This window comes from Pseudomonas silesiensis (assembly GCF_001661075.1).
GTDB classification, from domain to species: domain Bacteria; phylum Pseudomonadota; class Gammaproteobacteria; order Pseudomonadales; family Pseudomonadaceae; genus Aquipseudomonas; species Aquipseudomonas silesiensis.
This window is the reverse complement of record NZ_CP014870.1, coordinates 1,806,501-1,829,378: the sequence shown is the minus strand read 5'-3', so window position 1 is coordinate 1,829,378 and position 22,878 is coordinate 1,806,501. Positions and strand designations below refer to the sequence as shown.

21 protein-coding genes are annotated in these 22,878 nt (G+C 61.5%); 15 read left to right on the top strand and 6 right to left on the bottom strand.

Going from position 1 to position 22,878, the window contains the following annotated elements; translation table 11 throughout:
- Positions 1–322: 322 nt before the first annotated feature.
- The 3 genes from PMA3_RS08360 to PMA3_RS08350 all read left to right on the top strand — a co-directional run bounded on the left by PMA3_RS08360 (position 323) and on the right by PMA3_RS08350 (position 3,520).
- The gene (locus PMA3_RS08360; RefSeq protein ID WP_064676713.1) at positions 323–1,888 is read left to right on the top strand and encodes a methyl-accepting chemotaxis protein; all 1,566 of its coding nucleotides are present in this window, start codon (positions 323–325) and stop codon (positions 1,886–1,888) included.
- Between the two features lie 146 nt (positions 1,889–2,034).
- Entirely contained in the window at positions 2,035–2,433 is a 399-nt protein-coding gene (locus PMA3_RS08355) for a MerR family transcriptional regulator (RefSeq protein ID WP_064676712.1), read from the top strand.
- 187 nt (positions 2,434–2,620) lie between these two features.
- A complete protein-coding gene (locus PMA3_RS08350; protein WP_064676711.1) occupies positions 2,621–3,520 on the top strand; it encodes a hydroxymethylglutaryl-CoA lyase in 900 nt (299 codons plus the stop codon).
- 800 nt (positions 3,521–4,320) lie between these two features.
- On the opposite strand, the gene PMA3_RS08345 is transcribed toward PMA3_RS08350, so the two are convergent.
- Together PMA3_RS08345 and PMA3_RS08340 are read right to left on the bottom strand one after the other, a co-directional pair.
- Complete coding sequence (locus PMA3_RS08345) at positions 4,321–4,620, bottom strand: hypothetical protein (RefSeq protein WP_152032242.1); 300 nt, start codon at positions 4,618–4,620, stop codon at positions 4,321–4,323.
- Positions 4,621–4,650: 30 nt separating this feature from the next.
- Positions 4,651–6,348, bottom strand: coding sequence for an AMP-binding protein (locus tag PMA3_RS08340; protein WP_064676709.1), 1,698 nt, complete (start codon positions 6,346–6,348; stop codon positions 4,651–4,653).
- Positions 6,349–6,644: 296 nt separating this feature from the next.
- Between PMA3_RS08340 and PMA3_RS08335 the strand changes: the two genes are divergently transcribed.
- The 4 genes from PMA3_RS08335 (at position 6,645) to PMA3_RS08320 (ending at position 12,440) form a co-directional block, all read left to right on the top strand.
- The gene (locus PMA3_RS08335; protein ID WP_064676708.1) at positions 6,645–7,808 is read left to right on the top strand and encodes an isovaleryl-CoA dehydrogenase; all 1,164 of its coding nucleotides are present in this window, start codon (positions 6,645–6,647) and stop codon (positions 7,806–7,808) included.
- A gap of 99 nt (positions 7,809–7,907) precedes the next feature.
- Complete coding sequence (locus tag PMA3_RS08330) at positions 7,908–9,512, top strand: carboxyl transferase domain-containing protein (RefSeq protein ID WP_064676707.1); 1,605 nt, start codon at positions 7,908–7,910, stop codon at positions 9,510–9,512.
- A 157-nt stretch (positions 9,513–9,669) separates the two neighbouring features.
- On the top strand, positions 9,670–10,485 hold the full coding sequence (locus PMA3_RS08325) for a gamma-carboxygeranoyl-CoA hydratase (protein ID WP_064676706.1): 816 nt from the start codon (positions 9,670–9,672) through the stop codon (positions 10,483–10,485).
- Positions 10,485–12,440, top strand: a complete 1,956-nt coding sequence (locus PMA3_RS08320) for an acetyl/propionyl/methylcrotonyl-CoA carboxylase subunit alpha (protein ID WP_064676705.1) — start codon at positions 10,485–10,487, stop codon at positions 12,438–12,440. Before PMA3_RS08325 ends, PMA3_RS08320 begins: the two co-directional genes overlap by 1 nt.
- Before the next feature lie 40 nt (positions 12,441–12,480).
- On the opposite strand, the gene PMA3_RS08315 is transcribed toward PMA3_RS08320, so the two are convergent.
- Complete coding sequence (locus PMA3_RS08315) at positions 12,481–13,128, bottom strand: LexA family protein (RefSeq protein WP_064676704.1); 648 nt, start codon at positions 13,126–13,128, stop codon at positions 12,481–12,483.
- 130 nt (positions 13,129–13,258) lie between these two features.
- Between PMA3_RS08315 and PMA3_RS08310 the strand changes: the two genes are divergently transcribed.
- Both PMA3_RS08310 and PMA3_RS08305 read left to right on the top strand, forming a co-directional pair.
- Positions 13,259–13,600, top strand: coding sequence for a DUF6124 family protein (locus PMA3_RS08310; RefSeq protein WP_064680638.1), 342 nt, complete (start codon positions 13,259–13,261; stop codon positions 13,598–13,600).
- 482 nt (positions 13,601–14,082) lie between these two features.
- Positions 14,083–15,234 (top strand): M14 family metallopeptidase, encoded by a 1,152-nt coding sequence (locus PMA3_RS08305; protein ID WP_064676703.1) that lies wholly within the window; start codon positions 14,083–14,085, stop codon positions 15,232–15,234.
- A gap of 167 nt (positions 15,235–15,401) precedes the next feature.
- Here the strand turns inward: PMA3_RS08305 and PMA3_RS08300 are convergent, their stop codons facing one another.
- Both PMA3_RS08300 and PMA3_RS08295 read right to left on the bottom strand, forming a co-directional pair.
- A complete protein-coding gene (locus PMA3_RS08300; protein ID WP_064676702.1) occupies positions 15,402–15,947 on the bottom strand; it encodes a cytochrome b in 546 nt (181 codons plus the stop codon).
- On the bottom strand, positions 15,944–17,029 hold the full coding sequence (locus PMA3_RS08295; protein ID WP_064676701.1) for a catalase family peroxidase: 1,086 nt from the start codon (positions 17,027–17,029) through the stop codon (positions 15,944–15,946). The genes PMA3_RS08300 and PMA3_RS08295 overlap by 4 nt, the downstream gene beginning before the upstream one ends.
- A gap of 157 nt (positions 17,030–17,186) precedes the next feature.
- Between PMA3_RS08295 and PMA3_RS08290 the strand changes: the two genes are divergently transcribed.
- Positions 17,187–17,693, top strand: coding sequence for an RNA polymerase sigma factor (locus PMA3_RS08290; protein ID WP_064676700.1), 507 nt, complete (start codon positions 17,187–17,189; stop codon positions 17,691–17,693).
- A complete protein-coding gene (locus tag PMA3_RS08285; RefSeq protein WP_064676699.1) occupies positions 17,690–18,442 on the top strand; it encodes an anti-sigma factor family protein in 753 nt (250 codons plus the stop codon). Before PMA3_RS08290 ends, PMA3_RS08285 begins: the two co-directional genes overlap by 4 nt.
- A 212-nt stretch (positions 18,443–18,654) precedes the next feature.
- Here the strand turns inward: PMA3_RS08285 and PMA3_RS08280 are convergent, their stop codons facing one another.
- On the bottom strand, positions 18,655–19,491 hold the full coding sequence (locus PMA3_RS08280; RefSeq protein WP_064676698.1) for an IclR family transcriptional regulator: 837 nt from the start codon (positions 19,489–19,491) through the stop codon (positions 18,655–18,657).
- Between the two features lie 244 nt (positions 19,492–19,735).
- On the opposite strand from PMA3_RS08280, the gene PMA3_RS08275 reads away from it, so the two are divergent.
- From PMA3_RS08275 to PMA3_RS08260, 4 genes are read left to right on the top strand one after another with little or no spacing between them, the layout of a single operon-like run.
- Positions 19,736–20,761: an ABC transporter ATP-binding protein gene (locus tag PMA3_RS08275; RefSeq protein WP_064676697.1), complete on the top strand. Its 1,026-nt coding sequence runs from the start codon at positions 19,736–19,738 to the stop codon at positions 20,759–20,761.
- Positions 20,758–21,627 (top strand): ABC transporter permease, encoded by an 870-nt coding sequence (locus PMA3_RS08270; protein ID WP_064676696.1) that lies wholly within the window; start codon positions 20,758–20,760, stop codon positions 21,625–21,627. Before PMA3_RS08275 ends, PMA3_RS08270 begins: the two co-directional genes overlap by 4 nt.
- A gap of 6 nt (positions 21,628–21,633) precedes the next feature.
- The gene (locus PMA3_RS08265) at positions 21,634–22,428 is read left to right on the top strand and encodes an ABC transporter permease (protein ID WP_064676695.1); all 795 of its coding nucleotides are present in this window, start codon (positions 21,634–21,636) and stop codon (positions 22,426–22,428) included.
- 7 nt (positions 22,429–22,435) lie between these two features.
- The gene (locus tag PMA3_RS08260) at positions 22,436–22,726 is read left to right on the top strand and encodes a (2Fe-2S)-binding protein (RefSeq protein WP_064676694.1); all 291 of its coding nucleotides are present in this window, start codon (positions 22,436–22,438) and stop codon (positions 22,724–22,726) included.
- Positions 22,727–22,878 lie beyond the last annotated feature (152 nt).

Genomic DNA, 22,878 nt, shown 5'->3' with positions numbered 1-22,878 from the left:
ATGTAGGAACGAGCCTGCTCCGGGCGGCGTTCCGACGATGGACTCAAGAGCGCCGCGTTGAACCAGTCAACACGCGTAATCGTTAACGACCATCGTCGGAACGCCGCCCGGAGCAAGCTCGCTCCTACAGTGGGCCGCATTCGCTTTGAATGGTATGCGGGCCAAGGGCCGAGGATGGGCCTGCTGCGCAGTCCAGCGGGAACAAGCTCCCTCGCTACAGGCTGCGGTTTTTGGTGTGATTCACTTCTCATTAAAAATAAAAACTCAACAAATCCATGACCACGCCGACACCCTGTCAAAGCCTCACGGACTGAATATAGCCATGCGCAACAACCAGCCTGTTACCCAACGCGAACGGACCTTCCCGGCTCAGCAACGGTTGATTTCCACCACCGATGCCAAGGGCGTGATTACCTACTGCAACGATGCCTTCGTCGAGATCAGCGGGTTTTCCCGTGAGGAGCTGATCCGAGCGCCGCACAATCAGGTGCGTCACCCCGACGTGCCTTCTGCGGTGTTCGCGCACATGTGGGGCACGCTGAAACAGGGTTTGCCATGGATGGGCATTGTCAAGAATCGCTGCAAGAGCGGCGACCATTACTGGGTGAACGCCTATGTGACGCCGGTGTTCGAAGGTCAGCAGGTGGTGGGTTACGAGTCGGTGCGGGTCAAGCCCACGGCCGAGCAGATTCGTCGTGCCGAAGCGCTTTACCAGCGTATTAATCAGGGCAAGTCGGCGGTGCCTTCCACGGATAAATGGCTGCCGGTGCTGCAGGATTGGTTGCCGTTCATTCTGGTCAGCCAGTTGAGTTTCATGATTGGCGCGTCGCTGAATTCGCAATGGGGCTTTGCCCTCGCCGCCGGGCTGTCGGTGCCGCTGGGGCTGATGGGGTTGCGTTGGCAGCAGCGCGGGGTCAAGCGTCTGTTGCGTTTGGCCGAGCAGACCACGTCGGACCCGTTGATTGCGCAGATGTACACCGACAGTCGCGGTGCGCAGGCGCGGGTGGAGATGTCGATTCTGAGTCAGGAAGCGCGTCTGAAAACCTGCCTGACCCGTCTGCAGGACACTGCCGAGCATCTGACCGAGCAAGCGAAACAGTCCGACACCCTGGCGCACAACAGCTCCACCGGGCTGGAGCGTCAGCGCGTGGAGACCGAGCAGGTGGCGACGGCCGTTAACCAGATGGCGGCGACGACTCAGGAAGTTGCCAGCCATGTGCAGCGCACGGCGGACGCGACTCAGGAGGCCAATCGCCTGACCGGTCGCGGGCGGGATATTGCCGGGGAAACCCGCGAGGCCATTCAGCGCTTGTCTGTGGTGGTGGGTGAAACGGGTATGACCGTGACCCAGCTGGCCAAGGACAGTAACGAAATTGGTGGCGTGGTGGATGTGATCAAAGGCATTGCCGACCAGACCAACCTGCTGGCGTTGAACGCGGCTATCGAAGCGGCGCGTGCCGGTGAGATGGGTCGCGGGTTTGCGGTGGTGGCCGATGAAGTGCGGCAATTGGCGCAACGCACCAGCGAGTCTACCGGGCAGATTCATGCGCTGATCGCCAAGTTGCAGCAGACCGCGAGTACTGCGGTGCAAACCATGGAGGCCGGGCATCGTCAGGCAGAGGAAGGTGTGGCGCGGGTGCTGGAAGCGGACCAGGCACTGGTGGGGATCAGTGAGGCGGTGGCGAACATCACCGACATGACTGCTCAGATTGCGGCGGCGACGGAAGAGCAAAGTGCGGTGGCTGAGGAGATCAGCCGCAACATCAGCAATATCTCGCATCTGGCGGATCAGACTTCGGTGCAGGCGCAACACTCGGCGTTGTTGAGTGAAGAGCTGACGAAGACGGCGAATACGCAGTATTCGTTGGTGGAGCGGTTTAATCGGTGATTGCTGACTTCAAGTAAAAAACCCGGGCGCTGATGCGCCCGGTTTTGTTTGTGATGGGGCCTGCGATGCGTCGAAAGACTTACGCCCCTTGACGTAAACGTCAACCTGCCATTAGCTTAGCGCCATGACCTTTTTCGAGCGCTTCCATGAGCAGCCAGACCTATAGCATCTCCGACCTCGCCCGCGAGCTCGACATCACCACCCGGGCCATTCGCTTTTATGAAGAGCAAGGGCTGCTCAGCCCTGAGCGGCGTGGGCAGGAACGTATCTATTCGCCCCGGGACAAGGTCAGTCTGAAGCTGATTTTGCGGGGCAAGCGTATTGGTTTTTCACTGGCGGAATGCCGTGAGCTGATTGAGCTTTACGATCCTACCGGTGGCAATCAGAAGCAGTTGCAGACGATGCTGAACAAAATCGCTGAGCGTCGGGAGCAGCTGGAGCAGCAGATGCTGGATATCGAGCAGATGAAGCTGGAGTTGGATACGGCGCAGGAGCGGTGTATGCAGGCGTTGGAGTTTACGATCAAGAGTCAGCAGGTGGTTTAGCAGGTCAATACATTCCACTGTAGGAGCGAGCTTGCTCGCGATGGACGTCAGGGCACCGCGTTTATCCAGGCGGTACTCGTTATCGTTAACGTCCATCGCGGGCAAGCCCGCTCCCACAGGTTTTTTCCACAGTTCCCCCATACAGGGTTTTCTGAGCATTCAGATTATTCAGCACAGGTCGATTCCCATGTCCCTACCCTCTCACGTACGCCTGGTCGAAGTCGGTCCTCGCGACGGTCTGCAAAATGAAGCCCAGCCCATCAGTGTCGCGGACAAGGTGCGGTTGGTCGACGCACTGACTGCCGCCGGGGTGAGCTATATCGAGGTTGGCAGTTTTGTTTCGCCCAAGTGGGTGCCGCAGATGGCCGGTTCCGCCGAGGTGTTTGCGCAGATTCAGCGCAAGCCCGGGGTGACTTATGCGGCGCTCGCGCCGAATCTTCGCGGGTTTGAGGATGCGGTGGCTGCCGGGGTCAAGGAGGTGGCGGTGTTTGCTGCGGCGTCCGAGGCGTTTTCCCAGCGCAATATCAATTGCTCGATCAGTGAGAGCCTGGCGCGTTTCGTGCCGATCATGGAGGCGGCGAAGCAGCATGGGGTGAGTGTGCGGGGGTATGTGTCCTGTGTGCTGGGTTGCCCTTATGAGGGTAACGTCGCGCCGGAGCAGGTGGCGCTGGTCGCGCGCGAGCTGTATGCCATGGGCTGCTATGAAGTGTCCCTCGGCGACACCATCGGCACCGGGACGGCCGGTGCGACGCGCAAGTTGATTGAGGTGGTCGCGGCCGATGTGCCGCGGGAGAAACTCGCCGGGCACTATCACGACACCTATGGCCAGGCCATGGCCAATATCTACGCCAGTCTGTTGGAAGGGGTGTCGGTGTTTGATAGCTCGATCGCCGGCCTTGGTGGCTGCCCGTATGCCAAGGGCGCCAGCGGTAACGTGGCCACTGAGGATGTGATTTACCTGCTCAATGGCCTGGGGATCGACACTGGAATCGACCTTGAGGCGTTGATTGTGGCGGGTCAGCAGATCAGCACGGTGCTGGGACGCGCCAGTGGTTCGCGGGTGGCCAAGGCGCGTAGCGCACAGTGAGTGGGCGGATGTGTCGGGGTGTTACCGCGGGGACGAAAATGTGGGGGGCAAGCGAGTAACACGGAAACAAATGTGGGGAATCTGGCAGTGAGAAAAACCCCTGAAAAACTCAACTTGTTGATTTTAAAGGGTTTTTAAAAGTTGGCACGGCTCCTGCTATCTCTATGGCATAACAAGAATAAAAAAAAACGCTCCACCCCTAATAAAAATAAGACGTAACGACTCTGACATAACAAAAACAACACGGCAGAGACGCAGCTAACAGATTTTTTTGGAGAGGATGTGCTTTTCAGGGTGCTTTTCGGAGTGACCCGCAACCGGGCAGAGAATAATAAAACTACCTTCAGGTAGCTCCCGAACTGGTTGGATCGCTTGGCGAGAAAGTAGATCAGCGCTCAAAAAAATACGTTTGCTCTTGATCCCGGATGGGGGTCGATAAAAACAGCGGTAAAGGGTCACGGTTGCTAAAAACAAAAACAGACCGCCCCTCAATAATAAAAAAAGAGCACGTAACGACAAAATTAAAGGGGAGCTTCGGCTCCCCTTTGTGCTTTCTGCGTTTCGCCAAATTGTGCCGGTATTTCTCCCGCTCACCCATCCCAATACCTGTACCTATACCTGTACCTATACCTGTACCTATACCTATACCTATACCTGTACTTATACCTATACCTGTACCTATACCTATACCTGTACCTGTACCGGTTCCGGTACCTGTAGGAGCGAGGCTTGCCCGCGAAGGGAACGCCGCGATTGCACAGGGAAACCGCGTCATCGTTCTTCGCGGGCAAGCCTCGCTCCTACAGGTCCAACAGATCCACCGGGTTCACCGGGTTCACCGGGTTCACCAGATCCACCAGGTTCACCAGGTCCAACAGATCCACCGGGTTCACCGGGTTCACCAGATCCACCAGGTTCACCAGGTCCAACAGATCCACCGGGTTCACCAGGTTCACCAGGTCCACCAAGTCCACCAGATCCACCAGATCCACCAGGTTCACCAGGTCCAACAGATCCACCAGGTTCACCAGGTTCACCAGGTTCACCAGGTCCAACAGATCCACCAGGTTCACCAGGTTCACCAGGTCCAACAGATCCACCAGGTCCACCAGGTCCACCAGGGGTTGTGGTCAGGTTTTGTTGAGGCTTAGTTCTTCGATGCTGATTTCGCGCATGCGGAATTTCTGGATTTTGCCGGTGACGGTCATCGGGAACTCGTCGACGAATTTGAAGTAGCGTGGCGTCTTGAAGTGGGCGATGCGCTCTTTGCACCAGGTTTGCAGTTCTTGCTCGGTGGCGCTGTGGCCGGGGTGGAATTTGATCCAGGCGACGATTTCTTCGCCGTAGCGCGAGCACGGGATGCCGATCACTTGCACGTCGGCCACGGCCGGGTGGGTGAAGAAGAATTCTTCCAGTTCCCGCGGATAAATGTTTTCACCGCCGCGGATGATCATGTCCTTGTTGCGGCCGGCGATGTTCACGTAACCCTCGTCGTTCATGCTCGCCAGGTCGCCGGTGTGCATCCAGCCGGCCTGGTCGATGGCTTCTGCGGTGCCTTGCGGGTTGTTCCAGTAGCCGAGCATCACGCTGTAGCCGCGGGTGCAGAGTTCGCCGATGGTGCCGCGGGGCACCAGGTTGCCGGCCTCGTCGATGATTTTGCTTTCCAGTTGCGGCTGGGTGCGGCCGACGGTGGTGACGCGCAGTTCCAGGTCGTCCGAGGGGCCGGTCTGTAGCGACACCGGGCTGGTTTCTGTCATGCCGTAGGCGATCTGTACTTCACTCATGTGCATGTCGGTGATGACCCGGCGCATCACTTCGATCGGGCAGGTGGCCCCGGCCATGATTCCGGTGCGCAGGCTCGACAGGTCGAATTCCGCGCGCTGGGGTTGGTCCAGCAGGGCGATGAACATGGTCGGGACGCCGTAGAGCGCGGTGGCTTTTTCTTCGGCGACGGTGGTCAGGGTCAGCAGCGGATCGAAGGCGTCGTTGGGGTAGATCATGGTGCTGCCGTGGGTCATGCAGCCCAGGTTACCCATGACCATGCCGAAGCAGTGATACAGCGGCACCGGGATCACCAGGCGATCTTCGTGGGTCAGGCCGAGGCTTTCGCCGACCATGTAGCCGTTGTTGAGAATGTTGTAGTGGCTGAGGGTCGCGCCCTTGGGGAAGCCGGTGGTGCCGGAGGTGTACTGGATGTTTACCGCCTGGTCGAAATGCAGGCTGTCCTGGCGTTGGTGCAGTTGCTCGGCGGACACGTTGCCGGCAAGTTCGGTCAGTTGCGACCAGGGCAGGAAACCCGACGGCGGCTGGGCGTCGAGGCTGATCACCCCGCGCAGGTCCGGCAGGCGTTCGCTGTGCAATTGGCCGAGGGTGTGCTCCGCCAGTTCCGGTACCAGGCCTTGCAGCATGCCGTGGTAGTTGGAGGTTTTGAAGGCGCCGGCGCAGACCAGCCATTGGCAGCCGGATTGCTTGAGGACGTATTCCAGTTCGGAGCTGCGGTAGGCCGGGTTGATGTTGACCAGGATCACGCCGATTTTCGCGCTGGCGAACTGGCTGATGCACCATTGGGCGCAGTTGGGGGCCCAGATGCCGAGGCGATCGCCGGTCTGCAGGCCCAGGGCCAATAGCGCCCGGGCGTGCAGGTCTACGGCGTCGGCCAGTTGCTGCCAGGTGTAGCGCAGTTGCTGGTGACGCACGACCAGCGCCTCCCCGGTCGGGTAGTGCGCGACGGTGTTGTCGAACGCCTGGCCGATGGTCATCGCCAGCAAGGCTTTGTCCTGTGAACCGCGGGTGTAGCTGCGCTGCGGGCTTGCGGTGGGTTGATCCATGACGACCCCTATTGTCTTTATTAATGGGTTGGCTACGGTCCCCCGTAGGAGCGAGGCTTGCCCGCGAAGAGGCCAGCATGTTCAGTATCAATGTCGACTGAGCCGACGCCTTCGCGGGCAAGCCTCGCTCTTACGGGGGGGGCCGTGGTTACATCTTGAACTGGCTCTAATGTCGCTCAAGTTGACGTTAACGTAAAGGGTGATTGACAGCCATTCGTCTCAGGTTTACGTTAACGTAAAGGTGAGAACCCGATCACGGCCCTCCCCTACCCTACAAAAAAGCCAAAAGGTGCCCCATGAGCTATCCATCCCTGAATTTTGCCCTCGGTGAAACCATCGACATGCTGCGCGATCAGGTTCAGGCCTTCGTTGCCAAAGAGGTCGCCCCGCGCGCCGCTCAGATCGACATCGACAACCTGTTCCCGGCGGACCTGTGGCGCAAGTTCGGCGACATGGGCCTGTTGGGGGTCACCGTGCCGGAAGAGTACGGCGGCGCTGGCCTGGGTTACCTGGCGCACGTGGTGATCATGGAAGAAATCAGCCGCGGCTCGGCGTCGGTGGCGCTGTCCTACGGCGCGCATTCCAACCTGTGCGTGAATCAGATCAACCGCAACGGCAATCACGAGCAGAAGACCAAGTACCTGCCGAAGCTGATCAGCGGCGAGCACATCGGCGCCCTGGCCATGAGCGAGCCGAATGCCGGCTCCGACGTGGTGTCGATGAAGCTGCGCGCCGACAAGCGTGGCGATCACTACGTTCTTAACGGCAGCAAGACCTGGATAACCAACGGTCCGGACGCCAACACCTACGTGATCTACGCCAAGACCGACCTGGAAAAGGGCCCGCACGGCATCACCGCGTTCATCGTCGAGCGCGACTCCAAAGGCTTCAGCCGCAGCAACAAATTCGACAAGCTCGGCATGCGCGGTTCCAACACCTGCGAGCTGTTCTTCGATGACGTGGAAGTGCCGCAAGAGAACATTCTCGGCGTGCTCAACGGCGGCGTGAAAGTGTTGATGAGCGGCCTCGACTACGAGCGCGTGGTCCTGTCCGGCGGCCCGACCGGGATCATGCAGGCTTGCATGGACCTGATCGTGCCGTACATCCACGACCGCAAGCAGTTCGGCCAGAGCATCGGCGAATTCCAGCTGATCCAGGGCAAGGTCGCCGACATGTACACCCAGCTCAACGCCAGCCGCGCCTACCTGTATGCGGTGGCCCAGGCCTGCGAGCGTGGCGAAACCACGCGCAAGGACGCCGCCGGGGTGATCCTGTACAGCGCCGAACGCGCCACGCAAATGGCCCTGGATGCGATCCAGATTCTCGGTGGCAACGGCTACATCAACGAATTTCCTGCCGGTCGCCTGCTGCGCGACGCCAAGCTGTACGAAATCGGCGCGGGCACCAGTGAGATCCGGCGCATGCTGATCGGTCGCGAACTGTTCAACGAAACGAAATGAATTTCGTTAGCGGCAAGCGGCAAGTTTCAAGCGGCAAGAAGACTGCGCGCTTGCTTCTAACTTGCAGCTTGCAACTTGAAGCTGCTACGGAGTAGCCCGATGATTTTGCATACCCAGCTCAACCCTCGTTCGGCGGAGTTCGCCGCCAACAGCGCGGCGATGCTCAAACAGGTCGACGCCCTGCACACCCTGCTCGCCCAGGTGCAGCAAGGTGGCGGCCCGAAGGCGCAAGAACGCCACACCTCCCGGGGCAAATTGCTGCCCCGTGAGCGGATCAATCGCCTGCTCGATCCGGGCTCGCCGTTCCTGGAGATCAGCCAACTGGCGGCCTACGCGGTGTACGGCGAAGACGTGCCGGCCGCGGGCGTGATTGCCGGGATCGGTCGGGTCGAAGGCGTCGAATGCATGATCGTCGCCAACGATGCCACGGTGAAAGGTGGCTCGTATTACCCGCTGACCGTGAAAAAACACCTGCGCGCCCAGACCATCGCCCAGCAGAACCGCCTGCCGTGCATCTACCTGGTGGACTCCGGTGGCGCCAACCTGCCGCGTCAGGATGAAGTGTTCCCCGACCGTGAGCACTTCGGCCGGATCTTCTTCAACCAGGCGAACATGAGCGCCATGGGCATTCCGCAGATCGCGGTGGTGATGGGCTCGTGCACCGCCGGTGGTGCGTATGTGCCGGCGATGGCCGACGAAGCGATCATGGTGCGTCAGCAGGCGACGATTTTCCTCGCCGGCCCGCCGCTGGTGAAAGCCGCGACCGGTGAAGTGGTCAGCGCCGAGGACCTGGGCGGGGCCGATGTGCACTGCAAGATTTCCGGGGTGGCCGACCATTACGCCGAGAGCGACGAACACGCCCTGGCCATCGCCCGGCGCAGCATCGCCAACCTCAACTGGCGCAAGCTCGGTGAAGTGCAGCAACGCACGCCGATCGCTCCGCTCTACGCCAGCGACGAGTTGTATGGCGTGGTGTCGGCGGACGCCAAGCAGCCGTTCGATGTGCGTGAAGTGATTGCGCGGTTGGTCGACGGTTCGGTGTTCGATGAATTCAAGGCGCTGTTCGGTACGACCCTGGTCTGTGGCTTTGCCCACTTGCACGGTTACCCGATCGCGATCCTCGCCAACAACGGCATCCTGTTCGCCGAAGCCGCGCAGAAAGGCGCGCACTTTATCGAGCTGGCGTGCCAGCGCGGGATTCCGTTGCTGTTCCTGCAGAACATCACCGGGTTCATGGTCGGGCAGAAATATGAAGCCGGCGGCATTGCCAAGCACGGCGCGAAACTGGTGACCGCGGTCGCTTGCGCCAAGGTGCCGAAGTTTACGGTGATCATTGGTGGCAGTTTTGGTGCCGGTAACTACGGCATGTGCGGCCGGGCTTATGATCCGCGCTTTTTGTGGATGTGGCCGAATGCGCGGATCGGGGTGATGGGTGCCGAGCAAGCTGCGGGGGTTTTGGTGCAAGTGAAACGCGAACAGGCCGAGCGCAGTGGCCAGGGTTTCAGTGCCGAGCAGGAAGCGGAGATCAAGCAGCCGATTCTCGATCAGTATGAGGAACAGGGGCACCCCTACTATTCCAGCGCGCGACTGTGGGATGACGGTGTCATCGACCCGGCGCAGACCCGGGATGTGTTGGCCCTGGCCTTGTCGGCGTCGTTGAACGCGCCAATCGAACCGAGCCGCTTCGGCGTGTTCCGGATGTGATCCTGATGTGAATCTGATCTGATCCTGTAGGAGCGAGCGGGCGGCGATCCGACTTGCCCGCGAACAAACATGACGCGGTGCAACAGGTACACCTCGGTGTTTGCTTCGCGGGCAAGCCTCGCTCCTACAGGGGGAAGAGTTGTGGAGACGGACGAATATGAGCGACTTCAATACGCTGGAACTGCTGACCGACCCGCGGGGTTTCGCGACCCTGTGGCTCAGCCGTGAAGAAAAGAACAACGCGTTCAACGCCGAGATGATCCGCGAGTTGATCCTCGCCCTGGACAAGGTGTCGGGCGATGCCAGCCTGCGCTTCTTGCTGGTGCGCGGTCGCGGCAAGCATTTCAGTGCCGGCGCCGACCTGGCCTGGATGCAGCAATCGGCCGAGCTCGATTACCACACCAACCTCGACGACGCCCGGGAACTGGCGGAGTTGATGTACAACCTGGCCAAGCTGAAAATCCCGACCCTGGCGGTGGTGCAAGGTGCGGCCTTTGGCGGCGCGTTGGGCCTGATCAGTTGCTGCGACATGGCGATCGGTGCCGATGACGCGCAATTCTGCCTGTCGGAAGTGCGCATCGGCCTGGCCCCGGCGGTGATCAGCCCGTTCGTGGTGCAAGCCATCGGCGAACGGGCGGCACGCCGTTATGCGCTGACCGCCGAGCGCTTCGGTGGGCAGCGGGCGCAGGACATCGGTTTGTTGTCGGAGAGTTATCCAGGCAATGAGCTGGAGCAAAAAGTCGAAGAGTGGATCGACAATCTGTTGCTCAACAGCCCGGCGGCCATGCGCGTCAGCAAGGACTTGCTGCGCGAAGTCGGCAACGGCGCCCTGACCCCGGCGCTGCGGCGCTACACCGAAAATGCCATTGCGCGCATCCGCGTCAGCCCTGAAGGCCAGGAGGGCTTGCGAGCCTTTCTGCAAAAGCGTGCGCCAAACTGGAAAGCCGCCACCACCACCAAGGAGTCGCGTTGATGAGCGCACCTGTCCTCACCACCCTGCTGGTGGCCAACCGCGGCGAGATCGCTTGCCGGGTGATGCGTACCGCCAAGGCCCTGGGCCTGACCACCGTGGCCGTGCACAGCGCCACTGACCGCGACGCGCGCCATAGTCGCGAAGCGGATATCCGCGTCGACCTCGGTGGCAGCAAAGCCGCCGACAGCTACCTGCAGATCGACAAACTCATCGCCGCGGCCAAGGCCAGTGGCGCCCAGGCGATCCATCCGGGGTATGGCTTCCTGTCCGAGAACGCCGGGTTCGCCCGCGCCATCGAAGCCGCCGGCTTGATCTTCCTCGGCCCACCCGCCTCGGCCATCGACGCCATGGGCAGTAAATCCGCGGCCAAAGCCTTGATGGAAACCGCGGGCGTGCCGCTGGTGCCGGGCTATCACGGCGAAGCCCAAGACCTCGAGACCTTCCGCGATGCCTGCGAACGCATCGGTTACCCGGTGCTGCTCAAGGCCACGGCGGGCGGCGGCGGCAAAGGCATGAAAGTGGTCGAGGACGTCAGCCAGCTCGCCGAAGCGTTGGCCTCGGCCCAGCGTGAAGCGCAATCGTCGTTCGGCGATTCGCGGATGCTGGTGGAGAAATACCTGCTCAAACCACGCCATGTGGAAATCCAGGTGTTCGCCGACCAACAGGGTCACTGCCTGTACCTCAATGAACGGGACTGCTCGATTCAACGTCGGCACCAGAAAGTCGTCGAGGAAGCCCCCGCCCCGGGCCTGAGCCCGGAACTGCGGCGCGCCATGGGCGAAGCCGCGGTGCGTTCGGCCCAGGCCATCGGTTATGTCGGTGCCGGCACCGTGGAGTTTCTGCTGGATGCCCGCGGCGAGTTCTTCTTCATGGAGATGAACACCCGCTTGCAAGTCGAACACCCGGTCACCGAAGCCATCACCGGCCTCGACCTGGTGGCCTGGCAGATTCGCGTGGCGCGTGGTGAAGCGCTGCCGATGACTCAGGAACAAGTGCCGCTGCTCGGTCATGCGATTGAAGTGCGGCTGTACGCCGAAGACCCGGGCCATGATTTTCTGCCGGCCACCGGGCGCCTGGAGCTGTACCGCGAATCCGCGCCCGGTCCGGGTCGTCGGGTGGACAGCGGTGTGGAAGAAGGTGACGAGATATCGCCCTTCTATGATCCGATGCTCGGCAAGCTGATTGCCTGGGGCGAGGACCGTGAACAGGCGCGTCTGCGGTTGTTGAGCATGCTCGATGAGTTTGCGATCGGCGGGCTCAAGACCAACATCAACTTCCTGCGCCGGATCGTCGGCCATCCGGCGTTTGCCGCGGCGGAACTGGATACCGGGTTCATTCCGCGTTATCAGGAGCAACTGCTGCCGGCCCCTGCGGACCTTGGCGAGGAGTTCTGGCAAGCCGCCGCCCAGGCCGTCGCCCAAAGCCAGCCGGGTGCGCCGCGCGCCGATGACCCGGCTTCGCCCTGGGCGATCAACAGCGGTTTGCGTTTCGGCTTGCCGTCCGAGATCACCCTGCACCTGAGCTGCGAAGGCCAGGACCGCGCCCTGACCCTGGGCCGCGCCGATGCCCACACGGCGCAGCTCAAGGGCGAGCAGCTGCTGACCGAGCACGACGGCGTGCGCCGCCAGCACCGGGCGATCCGTCGGGGTGACAGCGTTTATTTGCAATGGGGCGGTGAATTGCGCCGCATCGAGTCCTACGACCCGATCAGTGCCGTCGAAGCCAGCCACAGCCATCAGGGCGGCCTCGCCGCACCCATGAATGGCAGCATCGTGCGCGTGCTGGTGGAGGCCGGGCAATCGGTCGAAGCCGGGGCGCAACTGGTGGTGCTGGAAGCGATGAAGATGGAGCACAGCATCCGTGCGCCCCATGCCGGGGTGATCAAGGCGCTGTATTGCCAGGAAGGCGAGATGGTCAGCGAAGGCAGTGCGCTGGTCGAACTGGAAGAAGCGTGACCAGAGGATCGGTCCGCGCGCCTGGCGCGGACCGATCTGATCAGAACCTGATTGTCGCCTGCACCACGACGCCGATGATTTGGCACTCCGGGGTGTACAGGGCTTTGGGGTAGGTCGGATTGAGCGGGACCAGGTAACGCTGCCCGCCCTCCTCGATCAGCTTGCGAAAGGTGGCTTCGGCGCTGTCGGGCCACTGGGCGATCACCAGTTTGCCAGGCAGCGCTTCCACGGCCGGGTCCACCAGGATCAACATGCCCTCGGCAATGCTGATGCCGGTGGGTGCCGTCATCGCATCGCCTGTCACCTCCAGCCAGAACGCCGCGCCCTGGGCCGGGTAATCGGACACTTCGAAACGCTCCCGGGCGTAGGCCGCCGGCTCGTCTTCGCGCAGCTCTGTGGGGGCTCGCCAGCCACTGACCGGATAACGGAAGTACGGGTTGTACTTTTTCGCCAGGTCCTGGCCGCCTGCCTGCGAGGCGTCCGGCTCGCGGATCACCAGCGCCACCTCGAGAAAGTCCAGGCCCAGCGCCTGCAGCACCCGGTTCATGTCATCGATGCCGGGCTGGCGACGTTTGTTCAGCCAATGGCCGATACCGCCCTGGGACATTCCGACTCGCTCGGCGAGTATCTCTTGAGTGATTTTGAGTTCACTCATCTTGGCCTTGACCAATTCAATCCATTTATCCATAGGCGAAACGATACGTGGGCGCCTCCGGTCATCAAAACACAAATTGTAGTATTTAAATTCTCGTCACAAATACACTTTGTACTAGGATTGTTTCACGGATATGAACCCCATCACGGAGCTTGCCATGACCATGACCATCCCCTGCAATGACCTGCCAGAGATGCCGATCGACACCACCCTCAAATCGCCTGAAGGCTTTGCGGCCGCGCAGCGAGCGCTGGACTATTACTTGAAACCTGCTGTTTCAGAGGAAGTGGTCGAAACACGCTTCTTTGACGTGAACCGCAATGTCAGCCGCGAAGAGGCCCTGATCCATGCATCGGACCTGCTGCGTTGTGCCGCCGCCACCGCATACGAGTCGGGCAACAACATTCAGGGCCCCAATCGGCATCTGGCCTTTTCGACGGTGCACATGATCGACATGGCCAGGGCGCTGGTGGATCGGTCCCTGGAGAGTGCTCAGAACGGTTGAAAACGGGGAGGTTTCGAGAAGGACCGGAAAGAATTTTCCAATCGCGCAGGTGAAATCGTTTGACTTGCAAACGAGAATGATTATTATTGCATGCAGCTGGTCGCGAGATCAGTCGATTGTCCAAGTGACCTTAGGTCGGTCTCCTGGACACTCTCCTCATCAGGCTAATCACGGTTTTTGACCCGGCTTTTTGCCGGGTCTTTTTTTGCCAGTTTTTCTGGCTTTATCTTCAGGCTAATGAAGTCTTTTAGTGTTACAAATCCGAATGGCGCGGATGATATCAAAAGAATATCCGTTGGCAAGAGAAGCCCGGCATCATTGGCCCAAACTAATCAAAAATAGCGCTTGAGAATCATTTGCACAGTCTCTAAGCTGCCTCGGCGTCAAGGACGACGCCCCCCTTCCAGCCCGCAATTTCCCCCGGTTTTTCCCCTCCCAACGTGTAAAGTACCAGCCATAAAAATCATATTCAGGAATCGACTATGACCGTGGCCAAATCCTCGCTCGACATCAGCGCCAACTTCGACAGCGGCAACATTGAAGTGCTCGATATCAGCAATCCGCTCCAGGCGTTGCTGGCCATCCGCCCGGACACTCGCAGCAAGCACTTCCAGTGGTTTCACTTCAAGGCCAGCGGTCTGCATGTCGGCCAGGAGCACTGGTTCCGCCTGAACAACGCCAGCAAATCCTCCTATAACAAGGCCTGGGACGGTTACCAGGCGGTGGCGTCCTATGACCACGTCAACTGGTTCCGCGTGCCGACCATCTTCGAGGGCGATTGCCTGCGTTTCAGCCTCGAAACCACCGCCACCCACGCCTGGTTTGCCTACTTCGAACCCTACAGCCGCGGTCGCCATGACTGGCTGATCGAGCAGGCACTGAGCAAGGCCGGCACCGAGCTGCTGGCCACCGGCAAGAGCGTCGAAGGCCGGGACATCCCGCTGCTGCGCAAAGGCACGGGCGCCGAAGGCCGGCGCAAGGTGTGGATCATTGCCCAGCAACACCCCGGCGAACACATGGCCGAGTGGTTCATGGAAGGTGTGATCGAACGCCTCGAACAGCATGACGATCCGGTGCTGCAGAAATTGCTGGCCAGCGCCGACCTGTACCTGGTGCCCAACATGAACCCGGACGGCGCCTTCCACGGCCACTTGCGCACCAACGCCATGGGCCAGGACCTGAACCGCGCCTGGCAGAGCGCCAGCCAGGAGCTGAGCCCGGAGGTGTTGTTCGTGCAACAGCAGATGGAGCAATACGGGGTCGACCTGTTTCTCGACATTCATGGCGATGAAGAGATTCCTTATGTGTTCACCGCCGGTTGCGAGGGCAACCCGGGGTACACGCCACGGATCGAGAAACTCGAAGAACATTTCCGCAGCCATCTGAAGCATCAGACCAAGGATTTTCAGACCAAGCATGGCTACACCCGCGATTTGCCGGGCAAGGCCAATATGACGTTGGCGTGTAACGCCGTCGGCGAGAAATTCGATTGTTTGTCGTTGACGCTGGAAATGCCGTTCAAGGACAACAATGATTCGCCGAATGCGTTGACGGGGTGGTCGGGCAAGCGGTCGAAGCAGTTGGGGAAGGATGTGCTGGTGACCGTGGCTGATATGGTCGATAGCCTGCGCTGATCGTTGGTTCGAAGATCAAGATCAACAGATCGCAGCCTGCGCCAAACCCTGTAGGAGCCAGGCTTGCCGGCGAAGGCGGCCTTGAGCCTTGCACCGCCCATGCATACGCCTTCGCCGGCAAGCCTGGCTCCTACAGGGATCACCTGCGTAGCGCTGAAAGTGAGGGTTTAGCCGCGATCCTTGCCGCGCAACATGCTGTCCAGCACATCATCGCGACGTACCCAGGCGTGGAACAAAGCTGCGGCCAGGTGCAACAACACCGTCAGAAACAGCAGATACGCCAGGTACCCGTGCGCCTTGCGCAGGAACGCAAACAGCTGCGCATTGGCCGGTACGATCGATGGCAATTGCACCGAGCTGCTGAGCATCACCGGATCCCCCGCTGCCGAGATCATCGCCCAGCCCAGCAGCGGCAAGATCAGCATCAAGGCGTACAGCAACAAGTGCGAGGCCTTGGCCGCCAGTACTTGCCAGCCGGGCAGGTCCGCCGGCAGCGGTGGTTGTCGCGTGGAAAAACGCACGCCGATGCGCACGATCACCAGCAACAGAATGGCGACGCCCAGGGGTTTGTGCAGATTGATCAGCCACTCATGTCGTTCGGACACCGAGGCGGCCATGCCTGCGCCGATAAACAGCATGGCAATGACCATCAGCGCCATCAGCCAGTGCAGCAGTCGCGCCAGCGGTGCGAAATGGTTCGGTTGAGCGCTCATTGTTGCGCCTCCTGTTTGGCGGCGGGCAATTGGCTGACTTCGCTGGTGCGACGCAGGTAGGATTTGGCGTAACCGGCTGAACGCGCAGCGAGCAGCGGGTCGTCGGAACCTTCGATGCCGGCGGGCAATACCAGCGGGTCATAGTTGATGTCACGGCATTCGCCATTGAGTTGCGGCTGGGTGCTTTCGAGCACCAGGGTGCCGGCGTTGACGACTTTGCGGCCGTCGGGCCAGGCCTTGCTGGCGTCGTTGACCGGGTCGCCGGGGTTGGCCAGGGTGATGTTCAACTGCCAGCGCAGCGGCCCGGCGGCGATCCGCTGGACCAGGTCTTTCTCGAGGAAATCGCCGCCCTCCGGTGCCGTGGCGCCTGGCGCATCCTGAGCCACCGGCACCATGCTCCAGCGCACCGCCTGCCGCTGTCCGGAGGCGTTCACCAGGTAAAACGCGTTGACGCTGTTGTAGGTTTCGGTCACGTAGCTGGCGGACGGCTTGGCGGTTTTGATCCAGGCCAGGAAAGGGGCCGCTTCGGGGTGCGCTCCGAAGAACGCCGGCACGGCGGCAGGATTGGGTTTGCCGGTGGCAGGGTCCGGCGATTGCGCCTGTTGCAGCTGATAGAACGCCTCGGGCGTGCCCACCGGAAACACCGGCATGCTGTTCATCCCGGTGCGCCACTGCTGGCCGTTGGCCTGGGTGAAGCGCAATGCCAGGCTGCGGATCGGCACGCTGTTGTCCGGCGCATAGGGGTTACCGGCCGGCAAGGCGAAACGTCCGACCACCGGGGTTCGCGGCTCATTGAACACCTGGGCGCTGGAGTAGGTACGCGCCTCGCCGCTGCTCTCGAAGTGCCCGATCACGCACACGCCTTTGGAGTGGTTACGCCGGAAACCCGGGTGCACGCCGTTGTTGGTCTCCAGCACATTGATCAGTTTTTTCGGCGTCAGCCGTTGTGGGTCGAGGGTGCCGTTGACGTAGGCAAATGCCCCGGCCACTGCGGCGACCACCACGGCAATACCGGCCAGGCGCAACGTCAGGCTCGCGGCACTCAAGGGGGGCCGGGTGGGCGGTGATGAGCGATCTACCATGAAGGACTCCTGGGCCATCGGCCACAAGTGAGAAGAATCAGGCAGACGCACCCGGTGCGGGTTTATTCCATGGCCCGGTGTTTATTTTTTCAGACGTGGAATAACCTCGGGTGCCGGGCGTCTTCCTAGCCACAGCGTAGTGACTAGTGCGAACTTCATGAACGATATCGACGAACAGCTCAGAGAAATCATCCCCAGATTGCGCCGGTTTGCCGTGTCGTTGACGCGCAATCCCAGCAGCGCGGACGATCTGGTGCAGGCGTGCCTGGAGCGTGCGCTGTCGAGTTGGGGCGACAAACGTCCCGAGGGCGACCTGCGTGCCTGGTTGTTTTCGATTCTGTACCGGCAGTTTCTCGATGCGCACCGGCGCTCCCGGCGTTACGCGCGAATGCTCGAATTCTTCACCGGACGCGATGATGCGCAGCCCTCGGTCGAGCGCACGGTGATCGCGCAATCGACCCTGCAGGCCTTCGATCAGCTCAACACCGAACAACGCGCGCTGCTGCTCTGGGTCTCGGTCGAGGGCCTGAGCTACAAGGAGGTCGCCGAGATCCTCGATGTCCCCGTCGGGACCGTGATGTCGCGCCTGTCCCGAGCGCGCCAGGCCTTGCGCCAACTCAGCGATGGCGAAATCGCCCGTCCTTCCCTGCGGAGACTCAAATGATCAGCATGCCCCCAAGCGAGCGGGACCTGCACGCCTATGTCGACCACCAATTGAGCGATGACGAGCGACGTCAGGTGGAGGCCTTTCTGGCCAGTAACCCTGAAGTGGCGGCCCGGGTACGGGCCTGGCAGCAGGACGCCCAACAATTGCGCGCCGCTCTGAGCGGTGCCTTGCAGCAGCCGGCCAACCCGGACCTCGACCCGGCGCTGCTTCGCCAGCGCCGCACCCGGCAATCCCGTCGTCACCTGGCAAGCGCCGCAGTGTTGCTGATCGCGGTCAGTGTCGGCGGGTTCAGCGGTTGGCAGGCGCGGGAGATGACCCTGGTCGGCGCCCCGCTGCCGATGACCGATGCCCTGCAAGCCTATCGCCTGATTGCCCAGCAGGGCATTTTGCCGGCTGACTACAAAGCCGGTGACGACGGCGATATGCAGGGCTGGCTCGACCGCTATTTCACCCGGGCCCATCGCTTGCCTGACCTCTCGGCCGCGGGCTTCAAACCCGCCAGCGGGCGCTTGCTCAGCACCGAGCAAGGGCCGGCGGCGATGGTGGTGTATGAGGATCGGGGCGGGCACAAGATCAGCTTTTACGTGCGGCCACCGGGGCCGAAAAACTTCTTGCTGCCTCGAGGCAGTCGCAGCGATGGCGAGCTGCAGGCGGAGTATTGGTCGGGGGGTGGGTATAACTATGCGATGGTCAGCCCGAGCGATACGCCGGCGGCGCAGATGCTCAGGCAGACCGTGCAATTCTGACCCCCACAAAAGGATCTGCGCCGAGCACAACAATTATGGCCAACCCCTATCACTGTGGGAGCGGGCTTGCCCGCGATGGCGGTGGTACATCCAACATTGATGGTGACTGATCCACCGCTATCGCGAGCAAGCTCGCTCCCACAGGGGATCTGCGCCGGGCACAAAAAGTGTGGTCACCTCCCACAGGGTATGTGGTGGATTGTGGACCGGGCTCAGCCCTGTCCGAACACTTGCGAGGGCCGGCGCAGCAGCGGGTCGAAGGGGTTGATTCGCGGTCCGATCAGCGCTGCTTCGCGCTTGAGCATGTCCACCACCGTGGGCAAGCGATCCGGGCCCAGGCGATCACTGACCGTGGCCACGCTCAATGCCGCGACGGCCCGGCCTTCGCGGTCGAGAATCGGCACGGCGACCCCGGCCATGCCTTGCAACACGCCGGTGTTGCGCCCGGCGTAACCGAGCTTGCGCACGTTCTCCACTTCGGCGCGCAGGAACACCTCGTCATACAGGTGGAAATCCTTGAGCCGCGGCAGGTTGTAGTGAATCACCGTGTCGCGTTCCTCTTCCGGCAGGAACGCCAGGATCGCCAGGCTGCCCTGCCCCACCCCGAGCGCCACCCGCCCGCCGATGTCACCGGTAAAGGTGCGGATCGGAAACGGCCCTTCACTGCGATCCAGGCAGATCGCATCGAAGCCGCTGCGCGCCAGCAAAAACAAGGAATCACCCAGGGACGCCGACAACCGCAGCAATGCCGGACGCACCAGTTCGCGCAGGTTACCGGTGTTGCCGGCACGGGCGGCCAGGGCGAAAAACTCCAGGCTCAGGCGATAACGCTTGCTGCGCGCGTCCTGCTCGACCATGCCCTCCTCCATCAGGCTGCGCAGCAAACGGTGCGTGGTCGGTTGTGACAATCCCACGCGCTGGGCCAGTTGCGTGACCCGCTCCCCGCCCTCGACCGTGTCGCCCAGGCTGCGCAGCACGGCAAACAGGCGAGACACCGCGCCGACGCCGACTTCATTTTTACTTTCATTCCGCTCAATGAAATCTGACATGTGTTTTCTCGAGTATTTATTTGCTCACCGAATGAAACTGAAAATAGTCATCGCTTCAGTGAAATAGGCCATTGAGCCCATCCTAGTCTTCGTCCTACTCTGCGTCCATACAGGGGCGATTCGAACAACAGCGGCAGCCGACACCCGTCGAGCGCCAACGCACCCAGCAACACCTTTTCGTATCTGCCCATACAAAAAAGCGCGCCTTCGGGCGACGCATAACAATCTCAGGTGGAGCGCAGTCATGGCTTTTGTGCAACTTGAAGGACTCGGCAAACGTTACGGTGAGATCGACGCCGTCGTCGCCACCCACCTCTCGGTCGAGAAAGGCGAGTTCGTCTCGCTGCTCGGCCCCTCCGGCTGCGGCAAGACCACGACCTTGCAAATGATCGCCGGCTTCGTCGAAGTCACCAGTGGACGCATCGTGCTGGACGGTCGCGACATCACCCATGCCAAACCCGCCAGCCGGGGTCTGGGGGTGGTGTTCCAGAGTTACGCACTGTTCCCGCACATGACGGTCAAGGACAACGTCGCCTTCGGCCTGCGCATGCGCAAAGTCGCCAACTCCGAGCTGCAGCAACGGGTGGATCGGGTGCTGAAACTGGTGCGGCTGAACCAGCACGCCGAGCGTTATCCACGGGAATTGTCCGGTGGCCAGCGCCAGCGTGTGGCCCTGGCCCGCGCCCTGGTGATCGAGCCGCCGGTGCTGCTGCTCGATGAGCCGTTGTCCAACCTGGACGCCAACCTGCGCGAAGAGATGCAATTCGAGATCCGCCGCATCCAGCGCGAGGTCGGGATCACCACGCTGATGGTCACCCACGATCAGTCCGAAGCGCTGTCCATCAGCGACCGGGTGGTGGTGATGCAGGCCGGGCGCATCACCCAGATCGACGCGCCCTACACCCTTTATGAACACCCGCGCACCGAGTTCATTTCCGGCTTCGTCGGCAAGGCCAACCTGTTGCCGGGTGAACGGGACAGCACCGGCGTGGTTCAAGTCTGCAACCGCGGCGATGGCGAGCTGACGCTGAGCCTGCGCCCGGAAAAAATCGATCTGCGGGAAAAAGGCCAGGGCCGCCTGCAAGGGCAGATCGTTAGCCGTTTCTTTCTCGGCAGCCAATGGTTGTACGGCGTATCGACGACCCTCGGCGAACTCTGCGTGGTGCGCCGCAACGACGGCTCGGCACCGATGAACGAGGGCACGCCGGTCGGCCTCGACTGGGACGCGGCGTTGTTGCGGGTGCTGAGTGTCGACGAGGTGCCGGCATGAGTACGCTGACCGCCATTCGCCAGGGACGCCAGGGTTATTGGCTATCGACACCGGCCCTGGCCTTGTACCTCGGCCTGCTGGTGATCCCGCTACTGTTGACTTTGGTGCTGTCGTTCAACGTCTTTGACTACAGCTCGGGGATCGACGGTGACGCCTACACCCTCGACCACTACAGCAGCCTGCTGGGCGACTCGTACTTCTACGAAATCTTCCTGCGCACGTTCTGGATCAGTGCCCTGACCACCCTGCTGTGCGTGGTGATCGGCGTGCCCGAGGCCTACATCCTCAGCCGCATGGGCGCACCGTGGCGCTCGATCTTCCTTATCCTGATCCTCACCCCGCTGCTGATTTCGGTGGTGGTGCGCGCCTTTGGCTGGAGCCTGCTGCTCGGTGCCGACGGCCTGGTCAACCAGACGTTGCAAGCCTTCGGTGGCTCGCCGATGAAGTTGCTCTACACGCCGTTCGCAGTGGTGATCGCGCTGGTCCACGTGATGCTGCCGTTCATGATCATTCCGGTCTGGACCTCGCTGCAGAAACTTGACCCGGCCGCCGAGCAGGCCGCGCTGTCCCTCGGTGCCAGCCAACTGACGGTAATCCGCAAAGTGGTGCTGCCACAGATCATGCCCGGCGTGCTTTCCGGCACCTTGATCGTGTTCGGTCTGGCGGCCAGCTCATTCGCGATTCCCGGATTGCTCGGCGGACGCCGGCTGAAGATGGTCGCCACGTTGATCTACGACCAGTACCTGTCGGAACTCAACTGGCCGATGGGTGCAGCCATCGCGGTGGCGCTGCTGTTGCTCAACCTGCTGATCATGCTGTCGTGGAACCGGATGATCGAAGGCCGCTACAAGAAATCATTGGGGTAACTCGTCATGTCCAAGAACGGTCCTTTCGCCCTGCTGTTCCATGCCCTGGTGGTGCTGTTCATGCTGGCGCCGCTGGTGGTGGTGTGCCTCGTTGCCTTTACCCCGGAAAACACCCTGAGCCTGCCGACCACCGAGTTTTCCCTGCGCTGGTTTCGCGCGGTGTTCGAGCGCGCCGACTTTGTCGATGCGTTCTACAACAGCCTGATCCTGGCCTTCAGCGCCGCCACGCTGGCGACGCTGATTGCGGTGCCGGCGGCGCTGGCGATCACTCGCTTCGAGTTCCCCGGACGGGACTTTTTAAACGGTCTGTTCCTGTCGCCGATCATCATTCCGCACCTGGTGCTGGGGGTGGCGTTGCTGCGCCTGTTTGCCCTGATGGGTGTCAACGGCAGCTTCGCCTGGCTGATCTTCGCCCATGTGCTGGTGATCACGCCGTACGTGTTGAGATTGGTGCTGGCGTCGGCCATCGGCCTGGATCGCAGCGCCGAACACGCCGCGCAATCCCTGGGGGCCGGACGCTTCACGCTGTTTCGGCAAATCACTTTGCCGATGATTCTGCCGGGGGTCGCCGGTGGCTGGTTGCTGGCGTTTATCAACAGCTTCGACGAAGTCACCCTGTCGATCTTCGTCACCTCGCCGGCCACGCAAACCCTGCCGGTGCGGATGTATGTGTACGCCACCGAATCCATCGATCCGATGATGGCGGCGGTGTCGGCCCTGGTGATCGCGCTGACTGCGTTGACCATGATTTTGCTCGATCGGGTGTATGGCCTGGATCGGGTCCTGGTGGGTAAACAATGAGGGCGCCATGGCTCTGCTGAAACGACTGGCCGAAGGCGACCGCCCGGCCCTGGACTTTACCCTCGACGGCGCACCGGCCAGTGGCCTGCTCGGCGACACCGTGCTGACCGCCGTGCTGACCTGCAGCGAGCACCTGCGCGGCAGCGATTTCAGCGCCGAGCCCCGGGCCGGCTTTTGCCTGATGGGGGCGTGCCAGGACTGTTGGGTGCGCCTGGGCGATGGCCGAAGGGTGCGTGCGTGTTCGACGTTGCTTGAAGCCGGGCAGCAGGTTTGCCGTGAACCAGGGCGATCCCTATGAACACATTTTCTACCAGCAGAAACCGTATCCCCTGTAGGAGCTGGCTTGTCGGATCGCCGCACCGCAGCGAAGGCGGTGGGTCAGTCAACGTCTGTTTCGACTGGGAGGCCGCTTTCGCTGCGGTGCGGCGATCCGACAAGCCAGCTCCCACA

What these genes read in the sequence shown, in the direction of transcription:
- PMA3_RS08305 (WP_064676703.1), top strand. Translation starts at nt 14,083, where the DNA reads ATGACCGTGGCCAAATCCTCGCTCGACATCAGCGCCAACTTCGACAGC.
- PMA3_RS08265 (WP_064676695.1), top strand. Translation starts at nt 21,634, where the DNA reads ATGTCCAAGAACGGTCCTTTCGCCCTGCTGTTCCATGCCCTGGTGGTG.
- PMA3_RS08285 (WP_064676699.1), top strand. Translation starts at nt 17,690, where the DNA reads ATGATCAGCATGCCCCCAAGCGAGCGGGACCTGCACGCCTATGTCGAC.
- PMA3_RS08315 (WP_064676704.1), bottom strand. Translation starts at nt 13,128, where the DNA reads ATGGATAAATGGATTGAATTGGTCAAGGCCAAGATGAGTGAACTCAAA.
- PMA3_RS08325 (WP_064676706.1), top strand. Translation starts at nt 9,670, where the DNA reads ATGAGCGACTTCAATACGCTGGAACTGCTGACCGACCCGCGGGGTTTC.
- PMA3_RS08355 (WP_064676712.1), top strand. Translation starts at nt 2,035, where the DNA reads ATGAGCAGCCAGACCTATAGCATCTCCGACCTCGCCCGCGAGCTCGAC.
- PMA3_RS08300 (WP_064676702.1), bottom strand. Translation starts at nt 15,947, where the DNA reads ATGAGCGCTCAACCGAACCATTTCGCACCGCTGGCGCGACTGCTGCAC.
- PMA3_RS08290 (WP_064676700.1), top strand. Translation starts at nt 17,187, where the DNA reads ATGAACGATATCGACGAACAGCTCAGAGAAATCATCCCCAGATTGCGC.
- PMA3_RS08320 (WP_064676705.1), top strand. Translation starts at nt 10,485, where the DNA reads ATGAGCGCACCTGTCCTCACCACCCTGCTGGTGGCCAACCGCGGCGAG.
- PMA3_RS08310 (WP_064680638.1), top strand. Translation starts at nt 13,259, where the DNA reads ATGACCATCCCCTGCAATGACCTGCCAGAGATGCCGATCGACACCACC.
- PMA3_RS08350 (WP_064676711.1), top strand. Translation starts at nt 2,621, where the DNA reads ATGTCCCTACCCTCTCACGTACGCCTGGTCGAAGTCGGTCCTCGCGAC.
- PMA3_RS08295 (WP_064676701.1), bottom strand. Translation starts at nt 17,029, where the DNA reads ATGGTAGATCGCTCATCACCGCCCACCCGGCCCCCCTTGAGTGCCGCG.
- PMA3_RS08360 (WP_064676713.1), top strand. Translation starts at nt 323, where the DNA reads ATGCGCAACAACCAGCCTGTTACCCAACGCGAACGGACCTTCCCGGCT.
- PMA3_RS08340 (WP_064676709.1), bottom strand. Translation starts at nt 6,348, where the DNA reads ATGGATCAACCCACCGCAAGCCCGCAGCGCAGCTACACCCGCGGTTCA.
- PMA3_RS08270 (WP_064676696.1), top strand. Translation starts at nt 20,758, where the DNA reads ATGAGTACGCTGACCGCCATTCGCCAGGGACGCCAGGGTTATTGGCTA.
- PMA3_RS08335 (WP_064676708.1), top strand. Translation starts at nt 6,645, where the DNA reads ATGAGCTATCCATCCCTGAATTTTGCCCTCGGTGAAACCATCGACATG.
- PMA3_RS08260 (WP_064676694.1), top strand. Translation starts at nt 22,436, where the DNA reads ATGGCTCTGCTGAAACGACTGGCCGAAGGCGACCGCCCGGCCCTGGAC.
- PMA3_RS08275 (WP_064676697.1), top strand. Translation starts at nt 19,736, where the DNA reads ATGGCTTTTGTGCAACTTGAAGGACTCGGCAAACGTTACGGTGAGATC.
- PMA3_RS08330 (WP_064676707.1), top strand. Translation starts at nt 7,908, where the DNA reads ATGATTTTGCATACCCAGCTCAACCCTCGTTCGGCGGAGTTCGCCGCC.
- PMA3_RS08280 (WP_064676698.1), bottom strand. Translation starts at nt 19,491, where the DNA reads ATGTCAGATTTCATTGAGCGGAATGAAAGTAAAAATGAAGTCGGCGTC.